Raw genomic sequence first — 20,312 nt, forward strand, 5'->3', positions numbered from 1 at the left:
AGACGCTTCCGTTGTTTGTATAGTTGCGTTACGTCCGTTGTTGAAACTGCTGGAAAAAGACAAAGGATAAGCTCGGCAACCAAAGGTCATACTACGTACATTCCGTATTATCCTTTATAGATGGTGGAAGGAGTGCAAATAAGATGAGCAAAGCCGGCAAACGCGGGCATGTGGAGTTTCGTCCGCCAATGGTCCAACTGGCAGCGGATCTGCCGGGGGATGAAGACATGCGCGAACACTTGAATGATCTCAAAATGAATGATGGTTTTCAGGGATCCTGCGGCCCCCTCATGTCAAACGCAAACAGCAAACGAAAGGAAGCCGATGCAGATGAATGAGCAGCTTCAACCTGTGATGGATTGGCTTGAGGCGCATATCGGCGGCAATTTGCATATCCGCAAGCTAGAACAAGGCGATCTCGACGAGATCAAACTGAAATTAGAACAGAAAGGGATCCATGACGATCACAGCCATATGTTTGATGATTATACAGGCGGGCCTGTCTTGTATTTGCGGGGTGAAGGTTGGATCATCCAACCTGGCGGCACGGAGGTTCCTCTTCCCCAGGATACGTATCTCATTCCGGTAAAAGAGTTGAAGCAAGCCCATATCGACGGTCACACCATATCAGTAGAGACGGGACGTGCCCGTTATGACATTACGGATGCCTAGGCTTATTATCATTACCCCCTAAAAAATCACCTTGATATCCTGGACTAAAGTCAAGGAACCCAAACCGCCTTCGGTCCATACAATTTCAAGATGATCTTCGATACACTAAACATAACTGAGATCTTTTGAAGGGGGCGATTGGGTGAGTTACGAACAGCAGGTGCGGAAGGAAATCGCCGTATGGGAGCACAACATGTTTAAGCCGGCGGGATGGTTAGAGAAAACGTCAAAGTCCATCAGTCAGCGAGTGAATCAACTGATCCCTCCGAAAATGCACCAGATCATTACGACCACCATACGCACCATCGTGCGCACGGCGCTATTTGGGGCGGAATATACGCCAAAGCGTCCGGTCCAGCGCGGAATTAAACTGGAAACCGCGGATCAAGAAGCGAACCAACTGTTTCGCTTATATCAAAAAATTGCGGTAGCCGAAGGCGCTGGAACCGGAGCTGGCGGTCTAGTGCTGAATGCGGTAGATTTTCCGGCTTTCATTGCCATAAAAATGAAATTTCTTTTCGAACTGGCTCATGTCTATGGATATGACACGAAAGTATTTTCCGAACGTGTGTTTACTCTCAAAGTATTTCAAATGACGTTCGCCAGCCCGCATAACCGCGCTAAGATCCTACACTCCATCAAGCAGTGGCATATCGAACAAGAGCAATGGGCAAGCGATACCCCATATGCCAACACATTGGACTGGGAGACCTTTCAGATTGAATATCGCGATGCAATCGACTTCCGAAAAATGCTCCAGATGGTACCTGGAATCGGAGCACTTGCGGGCGCATGGGCGAACTACACCATCCTGGAAGAGCTTCGTGAATTCGCGATGAACGCGTATCGCTTGCGTAAACTAAACGATCCGGAGAGATAACTTTTACTCTGCCCCTACCACCGGATGCGGTACGTACGGTTCTTCGAGATAGGCCATTTCCTCTTCGCTGAGTTTGAGCGATAACGCCCCCACTGCATCTTCCAAATGCGATACTTTCGTTGCGCCTACGATGGGTGCAGCGACCTGTTCCTTCTGCAGCAGCCAGGCCAGCGCAATATGTACTCGAGGAACACCGCGTTTTTCCGCCAGCTCTGCTACACGCTCAATAATAAAGCGATCCGCCGCTGCGGTGGGATCATACTTGGATTTTTGAATCGCATCGGTTTCCGAGCGTTGGGTGGTGACCGAGGCATCGCGAATCAAACGTCCGGAAGCAAGCGGGCTGTAAGGCGTTAGGGCGATATTTTGATCTTGGCAGAGCGGCACCATCTCCCTCTCCTCTTCCCGATAAATCAAGTTGTAGTGGTTTTGCATAGAAACAAACCGGGTCCAACCGTTCTTCTCCGCAATATACTGGGCCTTCTGGAACTGCCAGGCATACATGGCAGAAGCACCGATATACCGGGCTTTCCCCGCCTTCACCACATCGTGCAGGGCTTCCATCGTTTCTTCGATTGGCGTGTTGTAATCCCAGCGATGGATAATATAAAGATCCACATAATCGGTACCCAACCGTTTCAAGCTTTTGTCGATTTCACTTAAAATAGCTTTCCGCGATAACCCGGCCCCGTTTGGCCCCGGATGCATGCGTCCCCATACTTTGGTTGCGAGGACAATCTCGTCCCGGTTCGCAAACTCCTTAAGAATGCGCCCTGTGATCGCTTCGCTGGTTCCCGCTGCGTACACGTTGGCTGTATCAAAGAAATTGATGCCCAGCTCAAGCGCTCTTCGGATGATCGGGCGCGCCTTCTCTTCATCCAGCACCCAGGAATGCCATCCCGGCACCACTTCACCAAAGCTCATACAGCCCAGGCAAATTCGGGAGACGTCTAATCCTGTATTCCCTAGTTTCACATAATCCATCGTTCATTCCTCCAGGCGATGAAGTCTTATCACTTTATTATCTCTCAAAGAAAAAGACGTCTGCAAATCAAATCGTTTGCAAACGTCGAATAGGTAATTTATTAGAGTGCGCTATCGTCCACCCCGTCCAGCCACGCTTCAATGCTGCCGATCACCGAGGTGACGCAACCGTCTTCAAACGGAGAAATCAAGCCGGCCGTTTGAACCAGCTCCGTAAAGGATTGACTGCCGCCTTGCTGGCATAAGCGCAAATAGTCAGCCCACGCCGCTTCGCGGTCTTCATGCATCTTCTTCCAGAACTGAAACGCGCAAATCTGCGCCAGGGTATAATCGATATAATAAAACGGCGAATTGAAGATATGTCCTTGTTTATGCCAAAATCCGCCCCGTTCCAAATAGGCGTTATCCGCATAGTTTCGGTAAGGAACGTACTTGCGCTCAATTTCCCGCCAAGCTTGCTTGCGTTCCGCCGGCGTTGCCTCCGGATGCTCATACACGTAATGCTGGAATTCATCGACCGCCACGCCGTAAGGAATGAAGATGACGGCACTTGCCAAGTGATCGAACCGGTACTTATCGACTTGTTCTTCAAAGAATAAATCCATCCAAGGCCAGGTGAAAAATTCCATGCTCATCGAATGAATTTCGCAGGCTTCCAGCGTTGGGAATTGATACTCCGGCACCTCAAAGCCGCGGCTCTCGTACATTTGAAATGCATGCCCCGCTTCATGTGTCAACACATCGATATCGCCGGATGTGCCGTTGAAGTTGGAGAAAATAAACGGTGCCTTATAATCGCTAATAAAAGTACAGTACCCGCCGGCCCGTTTCCCTTGCTTGGCGACCAGATCCATCAACCCATTTTCCGTCAGGAAGGTGAAGAATTCATCGGTCTCCGGAGACAACTCGCGATACATCTTCGCCCCGTTCTTCACAATCCAGTCCGGATCGCCCTTCGGCACTGCATTCCCGGATTTAAAAGCAAAGCTCTCATCATAGTACAGCAGCTGGTCCACGCCGATCCGCTGCTTTTGCCGTTCCTTCAGCTTGGTGGCAACCGGCACAATATGCTTGAGCACCTGGCTTCGGAAGTTCGCAACCTTCTCGGCATCGTAATCCGTCCGCGATAACCGGGCATAAGCAAGCTCTACGAAGTTGCGGAATCCCAGCTTTTTGGCGATCTTGGTCCGTACTTGCACCAACTCGTCATAGATCCGGTCAAGCTCATCCTCATGCTCGGCCAAGAAACCGTACGCCGCTTCGGCTGCACGCTTGCGAACCTCTCGGTCCGTGGATTGCTGGAACGGAATCAGTTGGGAAAGGTTGCGTTCTTCCCCTTCAAACGGGATTTTCGCGGAGGCGATCAGTTTGGCGTATTCGGTGGTCAGTTTGTTTTCCCGCTGCAGATCCTCGATGACTTCAGGGCTAAACGTCTTTAACGACAGCTCGGCCAGCCGGAACAGCTGACGCCCCCATTTTTGCTCCAGTTGGGCACGGAATTTTGAGTGAACTAAGGCCCGGTAGTAGTCTGTAATCGATTCCTGTACAACCGGGCCTGCTTCATCATAGAAGTCCTGTTCCGCTTTATAGAACTCATCGTTCGTATTGATCGTGTGCCGAACACCGGCGATCTCCTGCATCGTATCGAAGCCGCTGCGAAGTTGATTGATTTCCCGCATGATCCGGTCTTGCTCTTCGTAAGACTCCGCACTTGCAAATCCTTGAAGAAGCTCCTTAAATCTCTGTTGGAAAGCTTGGACATCGGGCCGTTCATATCGGTATTCACTAAATTTCATGGCATGCACCTGCCTTTACGAGGATTAGATAATTTTGGAATTTACAAGAATACGAACATTATACTAAATCCTCTTTCCTGATCGCAATCACGACACGCTATGTCAGCTGTGTACGCCACGGTACATTGGTTTAAGTCTGACGAAACGAACTTATCTTTCTCCCTGACAAGCTTTCACAAACGCTGTAAATAGTTTAAAGCTAGGTTCATCTTCCTGATACATAAATTCAGGATGCCACTGTACCGCTATCATAAAGCGTTGATTTGGCATCACCACCGCCTCAATTAAACCGTCTTCCGCTGTTGCTGCGGCAACCAGCGGCTTCGCCAGCTCTTTAATCCCTTGGTGATGGTAGCTGTTGACTCGCAGCGAATCCGTCTGGAGAATTTGGTGAAGCTGCGTGCCTTCCGCCAATTTCAACTGGTGGACGGGCTGAGAATACGGCGGCTTTTGCTTATGTACAATCGAGGAACGGGTCTCGGGCTGAAACTGCAACGGAAGATCTTGGTATAACGCGCCTCCCAGCAGGACATTAAACAACTGCAATCCGCGGCATATCCCAAATGCCGGCTTGTCCATTTGAAGAACATGTTGAAATAGAACGGATTCCATGGTATCTCGGTCTTTGCAGAGGGTTCCGCAAACCTCCATGGTTTCTTCGTGATAAAGCTCGGGATTTACGTCATGACCTCCAGTGAAAAGAAAGCCGTCCATCGTTTGGGCCAGGTTCCAGAGGATCTCGGAGTCTGTCGTTAGGGGCAACATGACGGGGATTCCGCCGCTCACTTCGATACCTTTCATATAACCGGGGAGCATCCAATAACTCTCTTTGTGTTCATCATATAAGGGCAATACACCAATCATCGGTTTTTTCATTTTGATGGCCTCCACGCTGCGATTATCGAGTTTTAGAACTACGATACAAAATTGAACATTGATCATCCATTCACAAAATGCTAAAATATTTGTATCAGTGTGCAGCAAAAACGCAGGGCCATCTGAGGTGGCTGTGCGTTTTTTTGTGCAAAATCTGCTCGTCTGCCATCTGAAATACTTGAGATTTGGGAGATGAAACCATGCCTAATGAAATAAGAGTACCTTGGAACGCAAAGGAAGGCCTAATTTACATGTTGATCGTATCGATTTTCTCGGTCAACACCATCGCTCCGCTGATTATGGGGTTTGAAATGGGGTTCTCGAAGACAAATTACCTGAAGACGCTGCAAATCCTCCCGTTGATGTGGATAATTGTGCTGTGTTTGGTCAACTTTGTAGCAAAACCTCTTGTAGGCAAACTGATGGCTAAATTTACGAAACCGACGGACAGCTTTAATGCGAAAACGTTGTTTAATATTTTCTTCAGTGTCTCTGTATTGTCGATCTGCTTGACGGTCATTGGATCATGGGTTGGACAACGTCATATCAGTCTCGATCCGATCCAAGGGTTCTTTCATCATTGGCCTAAAAACTTCTGCATCGCTTTCTGGATTGAGATGTTGATTGCTCAACCGATCGCCCGTTTCGTGATGAAGAAAATCCACGTCAAACAAGTTGCCAAAGCAGCCAAAATGGAAAAGGTTGAAGCGTAATATACCAAGAATAAAGAAGGCAAACCGCAAATGCGGATTGCCTTCTTTTTGCATCTCCCTATATTTTATTTAAACAAATCCGGATACATTTCTTTCGCCAACTGCTCCATGCCATCAATCGTGTTGTAACCATAACCAAACATATAGTTGTAGTCAACTGCATAGATCTGTTTGTTCTTGATCGCTTTCATGTTGGACAATTTCGGATTGTTATACAGCGCCTCTTTGAGCGTGTTAGGATCCGATCCGTCATAGGTTCTCCAATCTGGTACGATCAGAACGTCCGGATCGGCCCCGATCAGCGATTCCACACTAACCTCGTCGCTGCTGTTATTCTCGAAGACGTTCTCCAGCTTCACCATATGGAACGCATCGTTAAAGAAGCTTTCCGCATGGGCGGCGTAGACGCTGACTTCATTCGGATCACTCATAAATAATAGAGCGAAGGTTTTTTTCTCGGTAATGCCCGCCAGTTTGGTGCTGATCACTTCTTGTCTTGCTTTTAATTCTTGTATAAATGCATTGGCTTTATCCTGCACATTGAAGATTTTCCCTAAATTCTCGATATCCTTGTAGACCGATTCATAGGTCCCCCCGGTAATCGAAGACTCTAAGACATACGTATTGATGCCCATATCATTTAACACGTCAACGGTGCCGACACCCCAATCGGCGTTCTCAAACAAACCGCCGCGCCCAAAGACCAAATCCGGATCCGTTCCCAGGGTCACTTCTTTCCCAACGTATCCATCGCTCAGAATATTCAGTTTGTTGTATTCCTCTTCCACTGCAGGGTCCGGTGCACCGAAGTTTGCGCCAACCCCGACAATTTTATCGCCTAACCCTAAATGCAACAGAAATTCAGCGGCGGGTCTTGTGTTTGCCATGATCCGTTCAGGAGCTTTGTCGAAGACTTGCTCCTTCTCTTTCCACTCCGTACCGCCTTCCGCTTTTGTGTAGTTCACGATCGTTAAGGGATATTGCGTGGCAGCTGCTTCTTGATTCTGAGCTTGGTTTTGAGCTTGATTTTCAGTTTGATTTTGTGCGGACGCCGAGCCGTTGCTTGTACTCGTGCTGCCCGTGCTCGTGTTTCCCCCACCACAAGCCGTTAATGCCAGCAACAATGTTAAACTTAAGGCAAACCATACTCTCTTCTTCATCCTTTGTTCTCCCCTTTAAATTCCATATGCGAAGCTTAATCCGTTCGTAATCGGATTGATATAGGTCTGGCATTTGATGTGATAAAGTGATTCAATCACTTCCGGTGTCAGGACTTCTGCCGGCTTGCCGTGCGCATAAACCTCGCCGTCCTTGATCGCGTACAGGTAATCGCAATAATGCGCGGCCATTTCCAAGTCGTGCAGCGCTGCCAACACACCGATTTCAAGCGATTTTACACAAGATAAAATCTCTAGCTGATAACGAATATCCAAGTGGTTCGTCGGTTCATCCAAAATCATGAATTTGGGCTGTTGCGCAATCGTTCTAGCTAGAATAACCCGTTGCTTCTCGCCCCCAGAGAGCGATAAATAACTGCGGTTTTTGTAATCGAGCAGATTCGTTCTCCTTAAAGCATCGTCTACGATTTCGTAATCCGTTTGCTTATCCGACTCCAGCAATTTTTTGTGAGGTGTCCGGCCCAACATCACCATTTGCTGCACCGTTAGATCGAAATGCATCTCATTAAATTGACCGACCACGCCTAAATGTTGTGATACCTTTTTCTCTGAAGTCTTTAATACATCCATATCATTCAGAAAAATGGTGCCTTTCTGCGGGACCAAGCTCTTGTAGATGCTTTTGAGCAGCGTCGATTTACCGCATCCATTGGGGCCAATTAGTCCGACAAACTGTTTGTTTTTAACGTGGATTGAAACATTTTTGACGATTTCTCTTTTTCCGATCTTGATCTCCAAGTGTTTCGCGGTCAATTCCATGCTTTAACCTCCGAAATTGTAACCTTTTTTCACGATCATATAGATAAATAAAGGCGACCCGATTACCGACGTGATGATCCCGATGGGTAATTCCACATTATGGATCAACGTTCTGGACAAAATATCCGACCATATCATGAACAGTGCGCCTAGAAGCAACGTCCCCGGCATCAATCGCTTGTGGTCCGCACCAAATAGACCACGGGCGATATGCGGGATGATTAACCCGACGAATCCGATCATGCCCGCGTAAGCGACCATCGTACCCGTAATTAACGCAGTTAAGATCATGTACAATTTGCGAAAGATGCTTAAGTTGATCCCAAGCGTTATCGCAGATTCGTCGCCTAACAGCATCGTGTTCAGCACGCGGTGTTGAAACAGGAACAGCCCGCAGCCTAGAATCACGATCACTGCCAAGATCGGTGTTTTGTCCCAACTGGAGGAAGCCAAGCTGCCCATCGCCCAGAAGGTCACGGACTTGATCCCTTCGGCATCGTTGGCGATGTAAATGATCAAGCTGGAGAAGGAACTGCACAATGCGCCGAGCACGACCCCGGATAACACGAGCTTCACCGATGTCGCTTTGCCTCCAATGCTGGAGAGAATCAGCACGGCGATCGACGCGATCATCGCACCAACAAAGGCACCAAAAGCAACGCCGAACTGAGACAACAGCGCGCCGCTGCCAAAGCCGATTAGAATGGCGAATGTGGCCCCCAGCGAAGCGCCGGACGAGATGCCCAGTATGTATGGATCCGCGAGCGGGTTTTGCACCACGGCCTGCATCACGGCTCCGCACAAGGCGAGTCCCATGCCGATGAGAAGAGCAAAGATGACACGAGGCATCCTAACTTGCAAAATAATGTTCAGGTAGGATTGGTTATCGATATGCTCCAGCGACCCCCATTGACCGTGTGACAAGAAGTTCAGCATAATGGTCATCGCTTGCTTAAATGGAATATGGACTTGACCAATGGATACGGAAAAAACCGCAGACACCCCGATTAAGACGAGTAATAGGAGGATAAAGGGGTAATAGAGACTCCCCATCTTTTGATTCGCAGCGGTAGTATTCAGAATTTCACCTCCCATTCAGCGATAATTCTGATAATGAGAATCATTATCATAGATATGATAATAAGATATTGTTCTTAAAATTACAATTCGGAATTTGAAAATTTTTAAATAAAAAAACCGCGATGAACGCGGTTGAAAGTGTTTCTTTAGAGTTGTACGTGTTTGGTCGCAATCCGCTCGCAAAACTCGCGGTCATGCTCCACAAACAAGATCGTCGGCTCATAGCTCAGCAGCAAGTCTTCGATTTGCATGCGCGAGATGACGTCAATGAAATTCAGCGGTTCGTCCCAAACCAGCAAATGCGCTTTTTCGCAGAGGCTTTTGGCGATGAGCACCTTCTTCTTCTGTCCCCCGCTGTAATCCGCCATATCTTTCTCAAACTGCAGTCTGGAGAAGTCTAATTTCCGCAAAATAGCCTTAAACAAGCTTTCATCAATGTCATGCTCTCTGGCAAAATCGGTTAAATTCCCCTGCAGCCACGAGGTTTGTTGGGACACATAGGAGATCTTCAATTGGCTTCCTTGGCGTACCGTACCGGAATAAGAGATGTCCTCCCCGCAAAGCAGCTTCAGAATGCTTGATTTCCCGGAGCCGTTGCGGCCCGTCAGCACAATGCGATCGCCTCGTTCGATCGTAAAGCTGATCTCTTGGCACACTTGCTTCTCACCGTAGTGGATCGAAACACGGTCGAATTCGGCAAGCTCTGTTTTATGGTAAGGCAGCTGGGCGATTTTTAAGCTTTCCGAGGTTTCGATATTTTTGAGCAGCTTCGACTTTTCCTCTATCGCATTCTGTTGTCGTTGCTCAATCGATTTGGAGCGTTGCATCATCTTAGCCGCTTTATGACCGATGTACCCCTTATCTACCTTGGAGCCGGAATTTCGCGTGCCATTTTTCGAGCTTTCCACCTTATGCGACCAGTTGCTCGTCCGTTTAGCCGCTTCCGACAAGCGTTTGATGTCTTTCTGCAGCCTTTCATTTTCGGCTAGCTCATAGTTGTCCTGGCGCCTTTTATTTTCCCACCAATCGGAGAAATTGCCCTTCTGAATTTCAATGTTCGTCTTGTTGATAGACAGGATGTGATCCACACAACGATCCAGAAAAGCCCTGTCATGAGAAACCAGGATAAACCCATTCTTGCGGTTTAAATAATCCCCCACAAGCTCTCGCGCTTCCATGTCCAAATGATTCGTTGGTTCATCGATCAGCAGGAAGTGATTCTCCTTCAAAAATAAGGCGGCAAGCATCACCTTGGTCTGCTCCCCATTGGACAAGGTTTCGAAAGGACGGTACAGCACATCATCCGACACCTGCAGCAAAGAAAGCTCACGCATGAGCTCCCACAGCTCATAGTACGGAACAATTTCCTCTACGACATCCAGCGTATGCTTCTCCGGATGCTTGACCTCAAACGGGAAGTAATCGAAGCTGACATCCGCGGAAATTTGTCCGCTGTATTCGTATTTTCCGAGCAGCAAATGTAGAAAGGTCGTCTTCCCTCGCCCGTTCCTCCCGGTAAACCCCAGCTTCCAATCGGTATCGATACGAAAGCTGACATCCTCAAAAATGTTATCGTAACTGCCCTCATAGGCAAACGTTAGATGGTTCACATGAATTAATGACATGAACAACATCCCTCCTGCATAAAAAAATGGACTGCAAGAAAGATACCTTTCCTGCAGCCCAAAAATATTCAAAAAATCCTCCCCTGCCATCGGGGGATGGATTCAGAATATACGATTGGAGTGAAAGGATGAGATATCTTTCTTGCATAAGAAATAAACCATGCGAATGACGCTCGCATCACGGTTCCATCTTCTTAGCAAGAAATATCCATCCGTTTCAGCTCCCTCATTAAAGATAGTCGTATTTTAACATAATGAGGATAGGAGTTCAAGGTTTGACAGCAATGCAAATGGCTCTAATGACAACTGGCTTATGCTTTCCGGTTCATGATGTAATGCAGTAATTGCTTAAGAAAAGACGGAGGTTCGGGAAGCTCCTGGAGCGCTTCCATCGCCAAACAATAATGCTCCCACATCGCTTTGTTGGCCGCAGCCGTCCCCAACACAGTCACATAAGTCGAGTTGCCGTTTTCGATGTCCTTCCCGGTCGGTTTGCCGAGTAAACGCGAATCCCCTTCCCCATCCAGCAGATCATCTTTGATTTGAAAAGCGATGCCAGTGTGATAAGCAAATTTCTTGAGAACGGCGATTTCCGTTTCGTTCGCCCGTGCCAATATGGCCGGCGCCACCAGACAGGCTTCAAACGCAATCCCCGTCTTGTAGAAGCAAATGCGGTCAAGCTCCTCTACGGTTAATACTTTGCCTTTGGCGTTTAAATCCATCGCTTGCCCCATGCAAATCTCTCCGGCTTTCCGGGATAGGTATTGCAGCAATACCAGCACAGATTCATTGTCAAAACCTTTCAAGGATGCCTGCTCTTCCACCGCCTTCTGAATTAAGAAGATGCCTGTTAGCTCCGCAATGGCACTGTTATGCACTTCATGCAGCGTTGGTTTGCCGCGGCGGGATGGAGAATTGTCTTGAGACGGCAAGTCATCAAAGATGAGAGAAGCGGTATGCATGTATTCGAGCGCCCGGAACAACGGGGATAATGCAGCCGGATCTAGTCCGTAGACCTGCACGCCCATCACCCAAGCGATGATCGGTCGGAGCCGTTTCCCGCTTCCTTCCAGACTGTAATTGGCCGTCTCCACCAGAAGGGGATCTTCTCTATTTGAAGAAGATGCGGCACTAGGGATTGGCAATATCGCATTTACGTGCTTGCGAGCCATTTGAACAAGCTCAGCAAACGCTTCTTGCTCTTGCCGGCTCGTTCGCATCGTAATCAGCAGTTGGTCTCGCAGCCATTTGTCGTAGAAATCGACATCCACCGCACGATGAACCAGAAGCTGAATCAGCCCCTCCAGCTCCGGATGTCCAAGCGTAAATATCGCCATCACTTCATGAAATCGGTCCGCTCCAACCCGTCTTTGATATCGTTTAAGTCCATTAATGGCGCGTGCCAAAATGATCTCGCGAGTTTGGGGTTCCGAACGGTAGACATGGTGGATCAAATGCGAAATGACCACCCAATACAACTCAAACGGATTGATCAAATCCGGTCGTTCATGCCGGTAGGTCAAATAATACGTATAAGGCGTGACCGCACCCGCTTCAAGATCAGCGGCCATGTCTGCAAAATCGTCAGCCAACTGATTGTAAAGGCCATAATAGAAGACACGCTGGTCAAACCCCTCATCTTGCGGAGCGGAAATCACAGAACGAACGATCAATCGTGACGAGGCGGATTTTAATATGATAGGCAGGTATAGTTCCTCGTTAGAATAATGTGCATCATCCAATGTCTTGCAGCGATCGGCGTCTTGAGATTCAAAGAAGATATTGGATTGCTCGAAAAATACGTTCTGCGTGTCCGGATTCTGATAACCACGGATAAACTCATACGCTTCTCGAAGCTCCGTATGAATATATCGAACGAGCTCATGATGGCGACCGCTCCACTCCCCAAGCTCAGGGACAATCCCCGTTCGGATCGTCTTGCGGATCATCCGCGAATATTGGTCCTGCTCATCAGCATTTAAGGCTCCGGAATCAAGCAGATCATCAATAAACGGGTAGGTCAGCCCGTAATAATATCCCAGCTTGATTGCCTCTCCGAGCCGGCGTGAACGTTCTGCACAACCTGTCTCAGTCTGATCATCCATTTCGTCCATCACGTGTACGAAGACGCCCAAGATGATTTTGATGAGCTTACGCTCGGCTTCCTCGGCGTTCATTTCCGGTGGGAGATAGGTTCGCACCCCCTTCAACCGCTCCATTACCCAAATGACCGCTTCCTCGACGCCCTCTCGCTGCGCCCAGCGATAGACGGAAGCGAGGCTCATCATCTCTTGCGAGAATCCGGTTCCGCCTGTTGCTTCTTCCGGTGAGACAAGCGTCTTCTTTAACCTTCCTACCATGCGTTGGATCTTGGTACGGGTTCGGGGATCGGATAAATCCTGACCGAGATCCCGCAGATACATATAGGAAACGCTACGCTCCAAATAATCATCCAGCTTCCCTGCACGGGCCAGCCATGCGAAAAACCGGGAACCTTCCGATGATTCGGGCGATTTGACACCGCGTCGCCAGATCGGGAGCCATTTCTGACGCGGAAGGTGCCTTTTTTTCCACCCTATGAAATCATCAAGCAGTCTGGACACATAACTCTTCGATCGGATTTGATTCTGCAACACGTCCAAGTAACGTGCGGCTTGATTTTCGGCCCGTTGATACCACCTGTCCGCTTGTTCCATGTTTGCCTTCATTATCGTCATCCATGCATCCCTCGGCTTATTTGGGTCTTCTTTCAAGACCATTATCTTTTATAATAGTATAAACGACAGAACGACCAAAACCTGCATTAGTCTGTATCCAACCTAGACTTAAGTCTAGGTTGCGGGGAAAAGAAAGGGGCGTGGGCTCCGGCTATTACAAATCGAGAAGACACAGCTCCAGCTAGTTGGAACCGGTTCTCCCCTTCAAGGTTTGAAGGGGGTTTTTATTCTCACTCCTTCCCTGACTTCCCGCTGAATGCCAAAAGTTGTAGGTTGTCCCGCCCTGCGCTCTTCCCTACAATGTTGTAGGGAAAGGAGGTCACCCGAAATGAAAAAATTCCGAGGATTCCTTTTACTCTTGGTGATCATGCTCTCGGCAGGCTTGTTGGGCGGAGCAACACCAACACCAGCGGCCGCAGCCTCCGGTACGGTGAAGCTGGGCTCCACGAGCGGCGATGTTTGGGATCTTCAATATCGACTGAAGGCGTTGGGCATTTTCAATGAGCAGCTTACTGGATATTACGGGACAAAAACGCAGCAAGCCGTGCGTACGTTCCAGTCGCGTTATGGGCTCCAGGTAGATGGTGTGGCGGGGCCCCAAACGTGGAAGGCGCTGAGAAAATATTCTCTGAATCAAACCGAAATGGATCTGTTGGCTCGCGTGATTTATAGTGAAGCTCGAGGTGAGCCATATACTGGACAAGTGGCGGTAGGTGCCGTCGTTATGAATCGGATTCAATCGTCATTATTCCCTGATACGATCAACGGGGTTGTGTTTCAACCGGGCGCCTTTACGGCGGTCGACGACGGGCAAATCTGGCTAACGCCGGATCGCACAGCCTATCTGGCTGCACTGGATGCGGTTAGAGGTTGGGATCCGTCCTACGGTTCGCTATATTATTTCAATCCAAAAACAGCGACAAGCAAATGGATATGGTCGCGTCCGCAGAAGCTTCAAATCGGAAACCACATCTTCACCAGTTAACGGAAAATGAAACAGGGTCTTGCGAATCGCGCAAGATCCTGTGTTTTTTTAGGAGGCACATTCCTAAACTTCTCTGCACTATATATACAAACCACACTCATTACGTGTAAAGGGGACAAGGAAGACGATGCCCATCAAAAACGGAAAACAGTACATCGAACGGATCAACCGCAAGCGCATCCGGCTATGGTACAACGGCGAACGTGTCAACGTTCCGTTATCCGAGCACCCTGCCTTTCGGGGGTTGATCCGGACGCAGGCTGCGATGTACGACAAGCAATGCGAGGACGACCTGCGAGACATCATGACTTATGTGTCACCGACCAGCGAGGAGCGAGTGGGTCTTTCATTTTTGCCGCCGACCACACCCGATGACTTAGTTCGCAGAAGGAGGATGTCCGAGATATGGGCCGGTTTGCATCATGGATTCCTCGGTCGTTCCCCCGACTATATGAACACGGCATTGATGTCGTTTTATACGGCTTGCTCCTTGTTGGAGGCCGCCATGCCAGAGTATGGACGGAATCTGCGCACGTATTACGAATATTGTCGGGAGCATGATATCACGTTATCCCATGCCTTCGTGCAGCCGATGATCAGCAAAATGTCCGGACCGGTGGATCATGAAGAATCCCTGGCCGCCAAGGTGGTGGAGATCCAACCTGAAGGTCTTGTCGTTAGCGGAGCTTTTCTGATGGCGACCCAGGGACCTACCTGCGAGGAAATCCTCGTCCTCCCCACGCCAACGTTCATGTTGGGAGACGGGCAGGTCAATCCCAGCGCGTTCGCTTTTGCCGTGCCTAATGATGTGGAGGGAATTACCTTTATATGTCGAGAGAGCCATGCGTTTGATTCAAGTTATGATCATCCCCTCTCCAGTCGATTTGAGGAAATGGATACGATGGTGATTTTTGATCGAGTTCTCGTACCGCGGGATCGGGTATTTTTCTTTGGGAAAGAGGAGCTGTGCGATCGGTTGTTTCGTGAAGGGCACTTCCATGCGTACGTTGGTCACCAGATCCTCACACGGTACATTGCGAAAACGGAGTTTTTCCTAGGGCTGTTGCAAGTGTTAGCCGAGGAGCAGAATGCGGATAGCGAGCCTACGTTCCTCCAATCCATCACCAAACTCATGGCGATGCTGGAGAATCTAAAAGCATTACGGGTGGCGGCTGAGACTGACGGGACATTCACCTCATCCGGCTACTTCGTTCCAGCACTGGCCCCCCTGACCGCCGCAGGCATCCAATTTCCCGATCTGCATGAAGAAGCGCTGCGGTTGATCCGTACGATTAGCGCCAGCCAGCTGATCATGAACCCGTTTGGGGCAGACTTCTTTTCGGAGAACGAAGCGTACCTCAATGCCTATTTACAGGGGATTTCCAGCCCGGCCAAGGATCGCATCGCCCTTTTCAGACTGGCCTGGGAGCTGGGCGGCGGAGCGTTTGGAGGCAGACAAAACCAGTTCGAACGCTTCTTCTTCGGAAATGGAAAGACGATTGCCAACCGGATGTATGGCTGCTGCGAGAGCATGGAGCAATACAAATCGCGAATTTACCAGTTTCTAGAGTTAAAAGGAGAATAAAGAAAATTTAATTCCTTTCCTCGGCATTCGCCCAGCCGCCTTCTCCGCATTTGCATATGATGATTATGCCTATACATTGAAGGGAGCGATCACATATGGGATTTTTTCCAGTGCCGGGACCTGGCGGAGGGATTCCAGGAATACCGGGGGGACCTAGCGGGCCGGGGTTTCCAGGGGGATTTCCAGGAGGAGGTCCGGGAGGATTCCCCGGTACTCCGGGAGGGGCGCCGGGAGGAGCACCTGGAGGTATTCAACCGCCAACCTCTCCACCACCACAATTTGTCCCACAAATGCAAGTCGGCACGTTTGCTATCGATCCCGGCGGGATCAGACGCTGCTTGTTCCGTAATACCTATGTCTGGCTGAACAATGGGGAGCAATTCTGGTTCTTCCCGGTATTCGTCGGACGGAATTCGATTGCCGGATTCCGGTGGTTTGGGTTCTTCTGGGGATACTTCGGCATCGATTTAAATCGGATTCGCTCGTTCACGTGCTTCTAACGCAGACGGCGAAAGAGACCACACACGCAGTCGGTACTCTTTCGCTTTTGTTTTTTTCTAGCTTGTCCCTGTGAAACAAGAAAAGGACCTCTATCCCCGCCTCAACGTGGAAATCGAAGTCCTTGCGGCTACCCCTTTACAACAGCATCTGAGCAACCAGGAACAGGTTCAGGCTTACGACCAAAGCGGAGATCATCCATCCCAGCGTGGTGGTCACCCGATGATTCACCAGGGAGCCCATAATTTTGCGGTTGGAGGTGAACAAGATCAAAGGAATGAGTGCAAATGCAATCCCAAACGACAATACCACCTGACTCATCACCAGAGCATTCGTTGGGTTCACGCCAGATATAATAATTGCCAGCGGAGGAATGGTTGTAATCGCCCGCCGTACATACAGGTTAATGCGTTTGTTAATGAACCCTTGCATCACCACATCCCCAGCCATCGTCCCCACCGAAGAACTGGACAGGCCTGCGATCAGCAGCCCCAGCCCGAAGGAAATGGCAGTAACCGGTCCGGCGATTGTGCCAAATTGATGGAAAGCGACATCCAAATCTTCAACGACGAGACCGTTTTTGAAGAGCAGCCCTGCAGAAACCACAACCATCGCCATATTCACGGCCCCGGCAATCAACATCGCCAAGACGATATCAATGAATTCCAGCTTGAAAATCTTCTTCTTCTCTGCCTCATTACGTCCCACAATCCGATTTTGGGTTAACGAGGAGTGCAAATAAATCGCATGAGGCATCACGGTTGCCCCTAAGATCCCTGCAGCCAGCAGAACGCTGTCCACCCCATCAAAGCGGGGAGTTACCATGCCTGCTCCAACGGCTGCATAATCCGGATTCGCCGCAATCACTTGAAAGGCAAAGGCCAAAACAACGATCAACACCATGGCAGCGATACCCGCTTCCAGTGCACGATATCCCCGACGCTGCAGCTCGAGGATGGCGAAAGAGCCAATCGCGGTGATCACGGCCGCCGGCAGCATCGGAATACCAAACAAGAGATAAAGCCCTAACGCCGCCCCAATAAATTCTGCCAGATCCGTAGCGATAATGACCAACTCACTTTGAATCCACAGAAAGATCGATACCCCCTTCGGAAATCGATCGTGAGCAACTTCGGGCAGGTTCTTGCCCGTGGCAATCCCAAGTTTCGCTGATAACGACTGAATCAGCACCGCCATCAAATTCGAAGCGAAAATCACCCATAACAACAGATAGCCGTACTTCGATCCTGCGGTGATGTTCGTAGCAAAGTTACCGGGATCGATATAAGCAACCGCAGCGATAAACGCAGGTCCAAGAAACGGAAGAAGCCGTTTCATCCCTTTCGTTCTGCCGTCTAGTGCGGCATGTGCGGACGTTTGATGATCCAATCCTTTCGAGGTGACTGGAGTCGTTTGTTGCGCAATACTTTGTTCCATCATGTGAATCCCTCCCTTGCGCTTGCGTCTACTAAAGTTGTCTATATCCATTAAAGTTTCCTGTGTGCAACTTTATAGTTTTAGTATATGCCTCATTTTGAAAAATGTAAATCCATTTTCTTGCGAAATTGCAATCTCTATTTAACGATATCGACACTTGTTCACTCGCAGTTTGTCCTATGATATGGAATGTGGATGAACGATATACCTCGTCATACTTCATTGGACCGGAAGGAGTTCTCTAATGTACCATAAAATCATCCAACCTAAAGTCGTCCTCGCGCTTCTTGCCGTAGGAATCTTGGGTGCTGCCACTTGGGCGACCTCCAGCAGTGTTGTCGACGCACAGCCAACGCTACTCAAGGCAGCTCAGATTCAACAGGAAGAATCCGCTCATGCCTTGGAAACCTTAAACAGCTTCTATAAACCCGCATTAACAGGTCAGTTCCCCGGGGCTGTTGCCGGCTTGACAGTGGGCAAAAGCAGCAAGAAGGACGTCATTAGACTGTTCGGTGAGCCTTCCATCGAGGGCAAAGGAAACTTGGCTTTTGACTTGTACAGCGCGAACATGGGCAATCCGGGATACGCTTTTTCCTATTCACATGGGACGCTTCAGGAAATGCGCTATTTCGGTACCAACGTGGAACGTCAAACGAATATCGGTGGCATCACCATAAAAATGTTAAAGCAAAACTGGTTTACCCCCGACGCGAGCAGTACGATCCACAACGGGAACCTGGAACAAACCAAGCTGACTTATATCCGCGGCGATTACAAGCTGGAATTTATATTTAACAGCAGTACAGACCTCGATCATATTAATCTGCTCAAAAAATGAAGTTGTTATTTGCAGCACAAAAAACAGACCCGCGATTTTGCGGGTCTGTTCTGTTTTTTTCTTCTAACAATTATTCACCGATCTGAGCTTTATAAGCGTCCAACTGCTTTTGCAGCTCGGCCAGCACTTTATCGTATCCGGCCTGCTTCAGCTTGTTGCGGAACTCTTCAACCGCCTTCGCGGGGTCTCCGGCTTTCCCCATCACGATGGCCGGCCCAAGCTCCCCGGTTACCTGCGAGATTGCGGTTAGTTCGGCTTCTACCGGTGTTTTATCAAATACGAAGCGACCGTACACATATGGCTTCTTGATCTTATCGTATTCCGCATACAACGTCTCTTCGATTTGATCCCACGTCGTTTCGCTAGGAATCTCAAACTTGTCGACGCGGCCGCCCCAGAAATCGGAATAAAAGCCGTCTCTTGCTTCATCATAACCTTCAGGACGAGCACGTTTGCCATCTTTGATCACGTATTGCACGCCTTCGATTCCATAGTTGATCAGATGATAAATCTCCTCATTATTACGAATCAGATCATAGGCCATCAGCGCGCGTTCCGGGTTTTTGCTGTGCGCGCCTACGGAGGTGCCGCCATGGGTAATCGACAGCTCCATCAGGTTTGTGCCGCGTGTCCGGGAGAAGGGGAACATCTGCAACTCTGAACCCGGCTGTGCTTTATCCATTTCGACGCGAAGTCCAGAGAACGTCTGTGTATGGTGTTGATCCAGCCCAGACAAGCCGGCTTTCAACGCATCGCGGTTGTTATTTTTGTTATTTAGGGCGTCTTCACGCCAGAAGCCTTGATCCGCCCATCGTTTCATCATCGTGGCGTAATCCAAGAATACGTCCTCAAAGATGGGACTTACAGCAGTAAAGCGCTCTTCATAGGATTTGGTCGTAAATACCGGCATGAAGCCCGTCGAGATCGGAAGCTCCAGTTCATCCGTATACGATTGGATAAATCCCCCCCAGGTTTGCGTGCCTGACGCTGCGTCCCACGGAATCACATCCGGTTTGTTGTCTTTAATGTACTGCAAGTACTTCTCAATGCCTTCCCAATCCTTAATCGGCTCGGTAATCCCAGCCTCCTTCGCCCAATCGCCGCGGTAGAAGAAACCGTGGTTAACCCACTGCGTGTAATCGTTTTCAGGAATCAGAACGATTTTTCCGTCATATTTACTTTCTTCCCAATCCTCTGCCGGGATGGAATTCCACGTTTCCGGCGCGTATTTCGGCAGGAGTTCATCCAGGTTCATGAAGGCGCCGCGCTGCGCATTGCCCCAGGTGTCCAACCAGTCCGTACCGATCGTAATCAGATCAATCGGTTCCCCGGAGGCTAACGCGAGATTGTACTTGGTCTGCCAATCCGCCCATTCGATCCATTTCCATTCCAGCTCGGCGTTGATTTTTTCCTTCATGATTTTGTTGACTTCGGCAAGCACCTTTTCGAACTGCCCGTTCTTAGGCTTATCCCCCAAAACGAGGTAACTGATCTTCACGAACTTGGACGTGTCGATTCCCGTATCCGTCTCTTGACCAGTATTCGCCGCATTGCCCCCATTGTTTGGCGCATCGCTGCCCGCTCCTTTATTGTTGTTAGAGCCGCCGCAGGACGCCAACAGCAATACCAGCAGGCTTACCATGACCCAAATTGACGCTTTCTTCCATCGAACCATTCACACAACCTCCC

At 49.3% G+C, this 20,312-nt stretch carries 18 protein-coding genes; 8 read left to right on the forward strand and 10 right to left on the reverse strand.

Annotation, left to right across the window (positions count from 1 at the left end; all coding sequences use genetic code 11):
• The first annotated feature begins 143 nt into the window (after positions 1-143).
• The 3 genes from PBA01S_RS01650 to PBA01S_RS01660 all read left to right on the forward strand — a co-directional run bounded on the left by PBA01S_RS01650 (position 144) and on the right by PBA01S_RS01660 (position 1,552).
• The gene (locus PBA01S_RS01650) at positions 144-338 is read left to right on the forward strand and encodes a hypothetical protein (protein ID WP_028537644.1); all 195 of its coding nucleotides are present in this window, start codon (positions 144-146) and stop codon (positions 336-338) included.
• Complete coding sequence (gene ymzB, locus PBA01S_RS01655; RefSeq protein ID WP_051134907.1) at positions 331-672, forward strand: protein YmzB; 342 nt, start codon at positions 331-333, stop codon at positions 670-672. The genes PBA01S_RS01650 and ymzB overlap by 8 nt, the downstream gene beginning before the upstream one ends.
• 142 nt (positions 673-814) lie before the next feature.
• Positions 815-1,552 carry an EcsC family protein gene (locus PBA01S_RS01660; protein WP_127575161.1) on the forward strand — a complete coding sequence of 246 codons (738 nt, stop codon included), beginning with the start codon at positions 815-817 and terminating at the stop codon, positions 1,550-1,552.
• 3 nt (positions 1,553-1,555) lie between these two features.
• Here PBA01S_RS01660 and PBA01S_RS01665 read toward each other — a convergent pair whose 3' ends face one another.
• The 3 genes from PBA01S_RS01665 to PBA01S_RS01675 form a co-directional block, all read right to left on the reverse strand.
• Positions 1,556-2,536: an aldo/keto reductase gene (locus PBA01S_RS01665; protein ID WP_127575162.1), complete on the reverse strand. Its 981-nt coding sequence runs from the start codon at positions 2,534-2,536 to the stop codon at positions 1,556-1,558.
• A gap of 101 nt (positions 2,537-2,637) precedes the next feature.
• Complete coding sequence (locus tag PBA01S_RS01670) at positions 2,638-4,332, reverse strand: M3 family oligoendopeptidase (RefSeq protein ID WP_028537647.1); 1,695 nt, start codon at positions 4,330-4,332, stop codon at positions 2,638-2,640.
• Between the two features lie 150 nt (positions 4,333-4,482).
• Positions 4,483-5,208, reverse strand: coding sequence for a gamma-glutamyl-gamma-aminobutyrate hydrolase family protein (locus PBA01S_RS01675; protein ID WP_028537648.1), 726 nt, complete (start codon positions 5,206-5,208; stop codon positions 4,483-4,485).
• 200 nt (positions 5,209-5,408) lie between these two features.
• Between PBA01S_RS01675 and PBA01S_RS01680 the strand changes: the two genes are divergently transcribed.
• Positions 5,409-5,921: a DUF2798 domain-containing protein gene (locus tag PBA01S_RS01680; RefSeq protein ID WP_085168890.1), complete on the forward strand. Its 513-nt coding sequence runs from the start codon at positions 5,409-5,411 to the stop codon at positions 5,919-5,921.
• Between the two features lie 65 nt (positions 5,922-5,986).
• On the opposite strand, the gene PBA01S_RS01685 is transcribed toward PBA01S_RS01680, so the two are convergent.
• From PBA01S_RS01685 to PBA01S_RS01705, 5 genes are all read right to left on the reverse strand, one after another.
• A complete protein-coding gene (locus tag PBA01S_RS01685; RefSeq protein WP_085168888.1) occupies positions 5,987-7,081 on the reverse strand; it encodes an ABC transporter substrate-binding protein in 1,095 nt (364 codons plus the stop codon).
• 15 nt (positions 7,082-7,096) lie between these two features.
• Entirely contained in the window at positions 7,097-7,858 is a 762-nt protein-coding gene (locus PBA01S_RS01690) for an ABC transporter ATP-binding protein (RefSeq protein ID WP_028537651.1), read from the reverse strand.
• 3 nt (positions 7,859-7,861) lie between these two features.
• Complete coding sequence (locus PBA01S_RS01695) at positions 7,862-8,953, reverse strand: FecCD family ABC transporter permease (protein WP_232228266.1); 1,092 nt, start codon at positions 8,951-8,953, stop codon at positions 7,862-7,864.
• A gap of 131 nt (positions 8,954-9,084) precedes the next feature.
• Positions 9,085-10,563 carry an Lsa family ABC-F type ribosomal protection protein gene (locus tag PBA01S_RS01700; RefSeq protein ID WP_127575163.1) on the reverse strand — a complete coding sequence of 493 codons (1,479 nt, stop codon included), beginning with the start codon at positions 10,561-10,563 and terminating at the stop codon, positions 9,085-9,087.
• Between the two features lie 311 nt (positions 10,564-10,874).
• Positions 10,875-13,280: a polyprenyl synthetase family protein gene (locus PBA01S_RS01705; protein ID WP_127575164.1), complete on the reverse strand. Its 2,406-nt coding sequence runs from the start codon at positions 13,278-13,280 to the stop codon at positions 10,875-10,877.
• Between the two features lie 328 nt (positions 13,281-13,608).
• Between PBA01S_RS01705 and sleB the strand changes: the two genes are divergently transcribed.
• From sleB to PBA01S_RS01720, 3 genes are all read left to right on the forward strand, one after another.
• Positions 13,609-14,265, forward strand: coding sequence for a spore cortex-lytic enzyme (gene sleB / locus PBA01S_RS01710; protein ID WP_127575165.1), 657 nt, complete (start codon positions 13,609-13,611; stop codon positions 14,263-14,265).
• A gap of 127 nt (positions 14,266-14,392) precedes the next feature.
• Positions 14,393-15,850 (forward strand): 4-hydroxyphenylacetate 3-hydroxylase family protein, encoded by a 1,458-nt coding sequence (locus tag PBA01S_RS01715; protein ID WP_085168880.1) that lies wholly within the window; start codon positions 14,393-14,395, stop codon positions 15,848-15,850.
• 95 nt (positions 15,851-15,945) lie between these two features.
• Complete coding sequence (locus PBA01S_RS01720) at positions 15,946-16,350, forward strand: transporter (protein WP_085278979.1); 405 nt, start codon at positions 15,946-15,948, stop codon at positions 16,348-16,350.
• Between the two features lie 136 nt (positions 16,351-16,486).
• Here the strand turns inward: PBA01S_RS01720 and PBA01S_RS01725 are convergent, their stop codons facing one another.
• Positions 16,487-17,788, reverse strand: coding sequence for an Nramp family divalent metal transporter (locus tag PBA01S_RS01725; RefSeq protein ID WP_085168878.1), 1,302 nt, complete (start codon positions 17,786-17,788; stop codon positions 16,487-16,489).
• Between the two features lie 241 nt (positions 17,789-18,029).
• Here PBA01S_RS01725 and PBA01S_RS01730 point away from each other — a divergent pair, with 241 nt between their 5' ends.
• Positions 18,030-18,623: a YjgB family protein gene (locus PBA01S_RS01730; RefSeq protein WP_028537657.1), complete on the forward strand. Its 594-nt coding sequence runs from the start codon at positions 18,030-18,032 to the stop codon at positions 18,621-18,623.
• Positions 18,624-18,693: 70 nt separating this feature from the next.
• Here PBA01S_RS01730 and PBA01S_RS01735 read toward each other — a convergent pair whose 3' ends face one another.
• Entirely contained in the window at positions 18,694-20,298 is a 1,605-nt protein-coding gene (locus tag PBA01S_RS01735; RefSeq protein WP_028537658.1) for a DUF3502 domain-containing protein, read from the reverse strand.
• Positions 20,299-20,312: the final 14 nt, after the last annotated feature.

It is taken from the genome of Paenibacillus barengoltzii NBRC 101215 (assembly GCF_004000745.1).
Classification (GTDB): Bacteria; Bacillota; Bacilli; order Paenibacillales; family Paenibacillaceae; genus Fontibacillus; species Fontibacillus barengoltzii.

What these genes read in the sequence shown, in the direction of transcription:
- PBA01S_RS01650 (WP_028537644.1), top strand. Translation starts at nt 144, where the DNA reads ATGAGCAAAGCCGGCAAACGCGGGCATGTGGAGTTTCGTCCGCCAATG.
- ymzB (WP_051134907.1), top strand. Translation starts at nt 331, where the DNA reads ATGAATGAGCAGCTTCAACCTGTGATGGATTGGCTTGAGGCGCATATC.
- PBA01S_RS01665 (WP_127575162.1), bottom strand. Translation starts at nt 2,536, where the DNA reads ATGGATTATGTGAAACTAGGGAATACAGGATTAGACGTCTCCCGAATT.
- PBA01S_RS01670 (WP_028537647.1), bottom strand. Translation starts at nt 4,332, where the DNA reads ATGAAATTTAGTGAATACCGATATGAACGGCCCGATGTCCAAGCTTTC.
- PBA01S_RS01675 (WP_028537648.1), bottom strand. Translation starts at nt 5,208, where the DNA reads ATGAAAAAACCGATGATTGGTGTATTGCCCTTATATGATGAACACAAA.
- PBA01S_RS01680 (WP_085168890.1), top strand. Translation starts at nt 5,409, where the DNA reads ATGCCTAATGAAATAAGAGTACCTTGGAACGCAAAGGAAGGCCTAATT.
- PBA01S_RS01685 (WP_085168888.1), bottom strand. Translation starts at nt 7,081, where the DNA reads ATGAAGAAGAGAGTATGGTTTGCCTTAAGTTTAACATTGTTGCTGGCA.
- PBA01S_RS01690 (WP_028537651.1), bottom strand. Translation starts at nt 7,858, where the DNA reads ATGGAATTGACCGCGAAACACTTGGAGATCAAGATCGGAAAAAGAGAA.
- PBA01S_RS01695 (WP_232228266.1), bottom strand. Translation starts at nt 8,953, where the DNA reads ATGGGAGGTGAAATTCTGAATACTACCGCTGCGAATCAAAAGATGGGG.
- PBA01S_RS01700 (WP_127575163.1), bottom strand. Translation starts at nt 10,563, where the DNA reads ATGTCATTAATTCATGTGAACCATCTAACGTTTGCCTATGAGGGCAGT.
- PBA01S_RS01705 (WP_127575164.1), bottom strand. Translation starts at nt 13,280, where the DNA reads ATGACGATAATGAAGGCAAACATGGAACAAGCGGACAGGTGGTATCAA.
- sleB (WP_127575165.1), top strand. Translation starts at nt 13,609, where the DNA reads ATGAAAAAATTCCGAGGATTCCTTTTACTCTTGGTGATCATGCTCTCG.
- PBA01S_RS01715 (WP_085168880.1), top strand. Translation starts at nt 14,393, where the DNA reads ATGCCCATCAAAAACGGAAAACAGTACATCGAACGGATCAACCGCAAG.
- PBA01S_RS01720 (WP_085278979.1), top strand. Translation starts at nt 15,946, where the DNA reads ATGGGATTTTTTCCAGTGCCGGGACCTGGCGGAGGGATTCCAGGAATA.
- PBA01S_RS01725 (WP_085168878.1), bottom strand. Translation starts at nt 17,788, where the DNA reads ATGATGGAACAAAGTATTGCGCAACAAACGACTCCAGTCACCTCGAAA.
- PBA01S_RS01730 (WP_028537657.1), top strand. Translation starts at nt 18,030, where the DNA reads ATGTACCATAAAATCATCCAACCTAAAGTCGTCCTCGCGCTTCTTGCC.
- PBA01S_RS01735 (WP_028537658.1), bottom strand. Translation starts at nt 20,298, where the DNA reads ATGGTTCGATGGAAGAAAGCGTCAATTTGGGTCATGGTAAGCCTGCTG.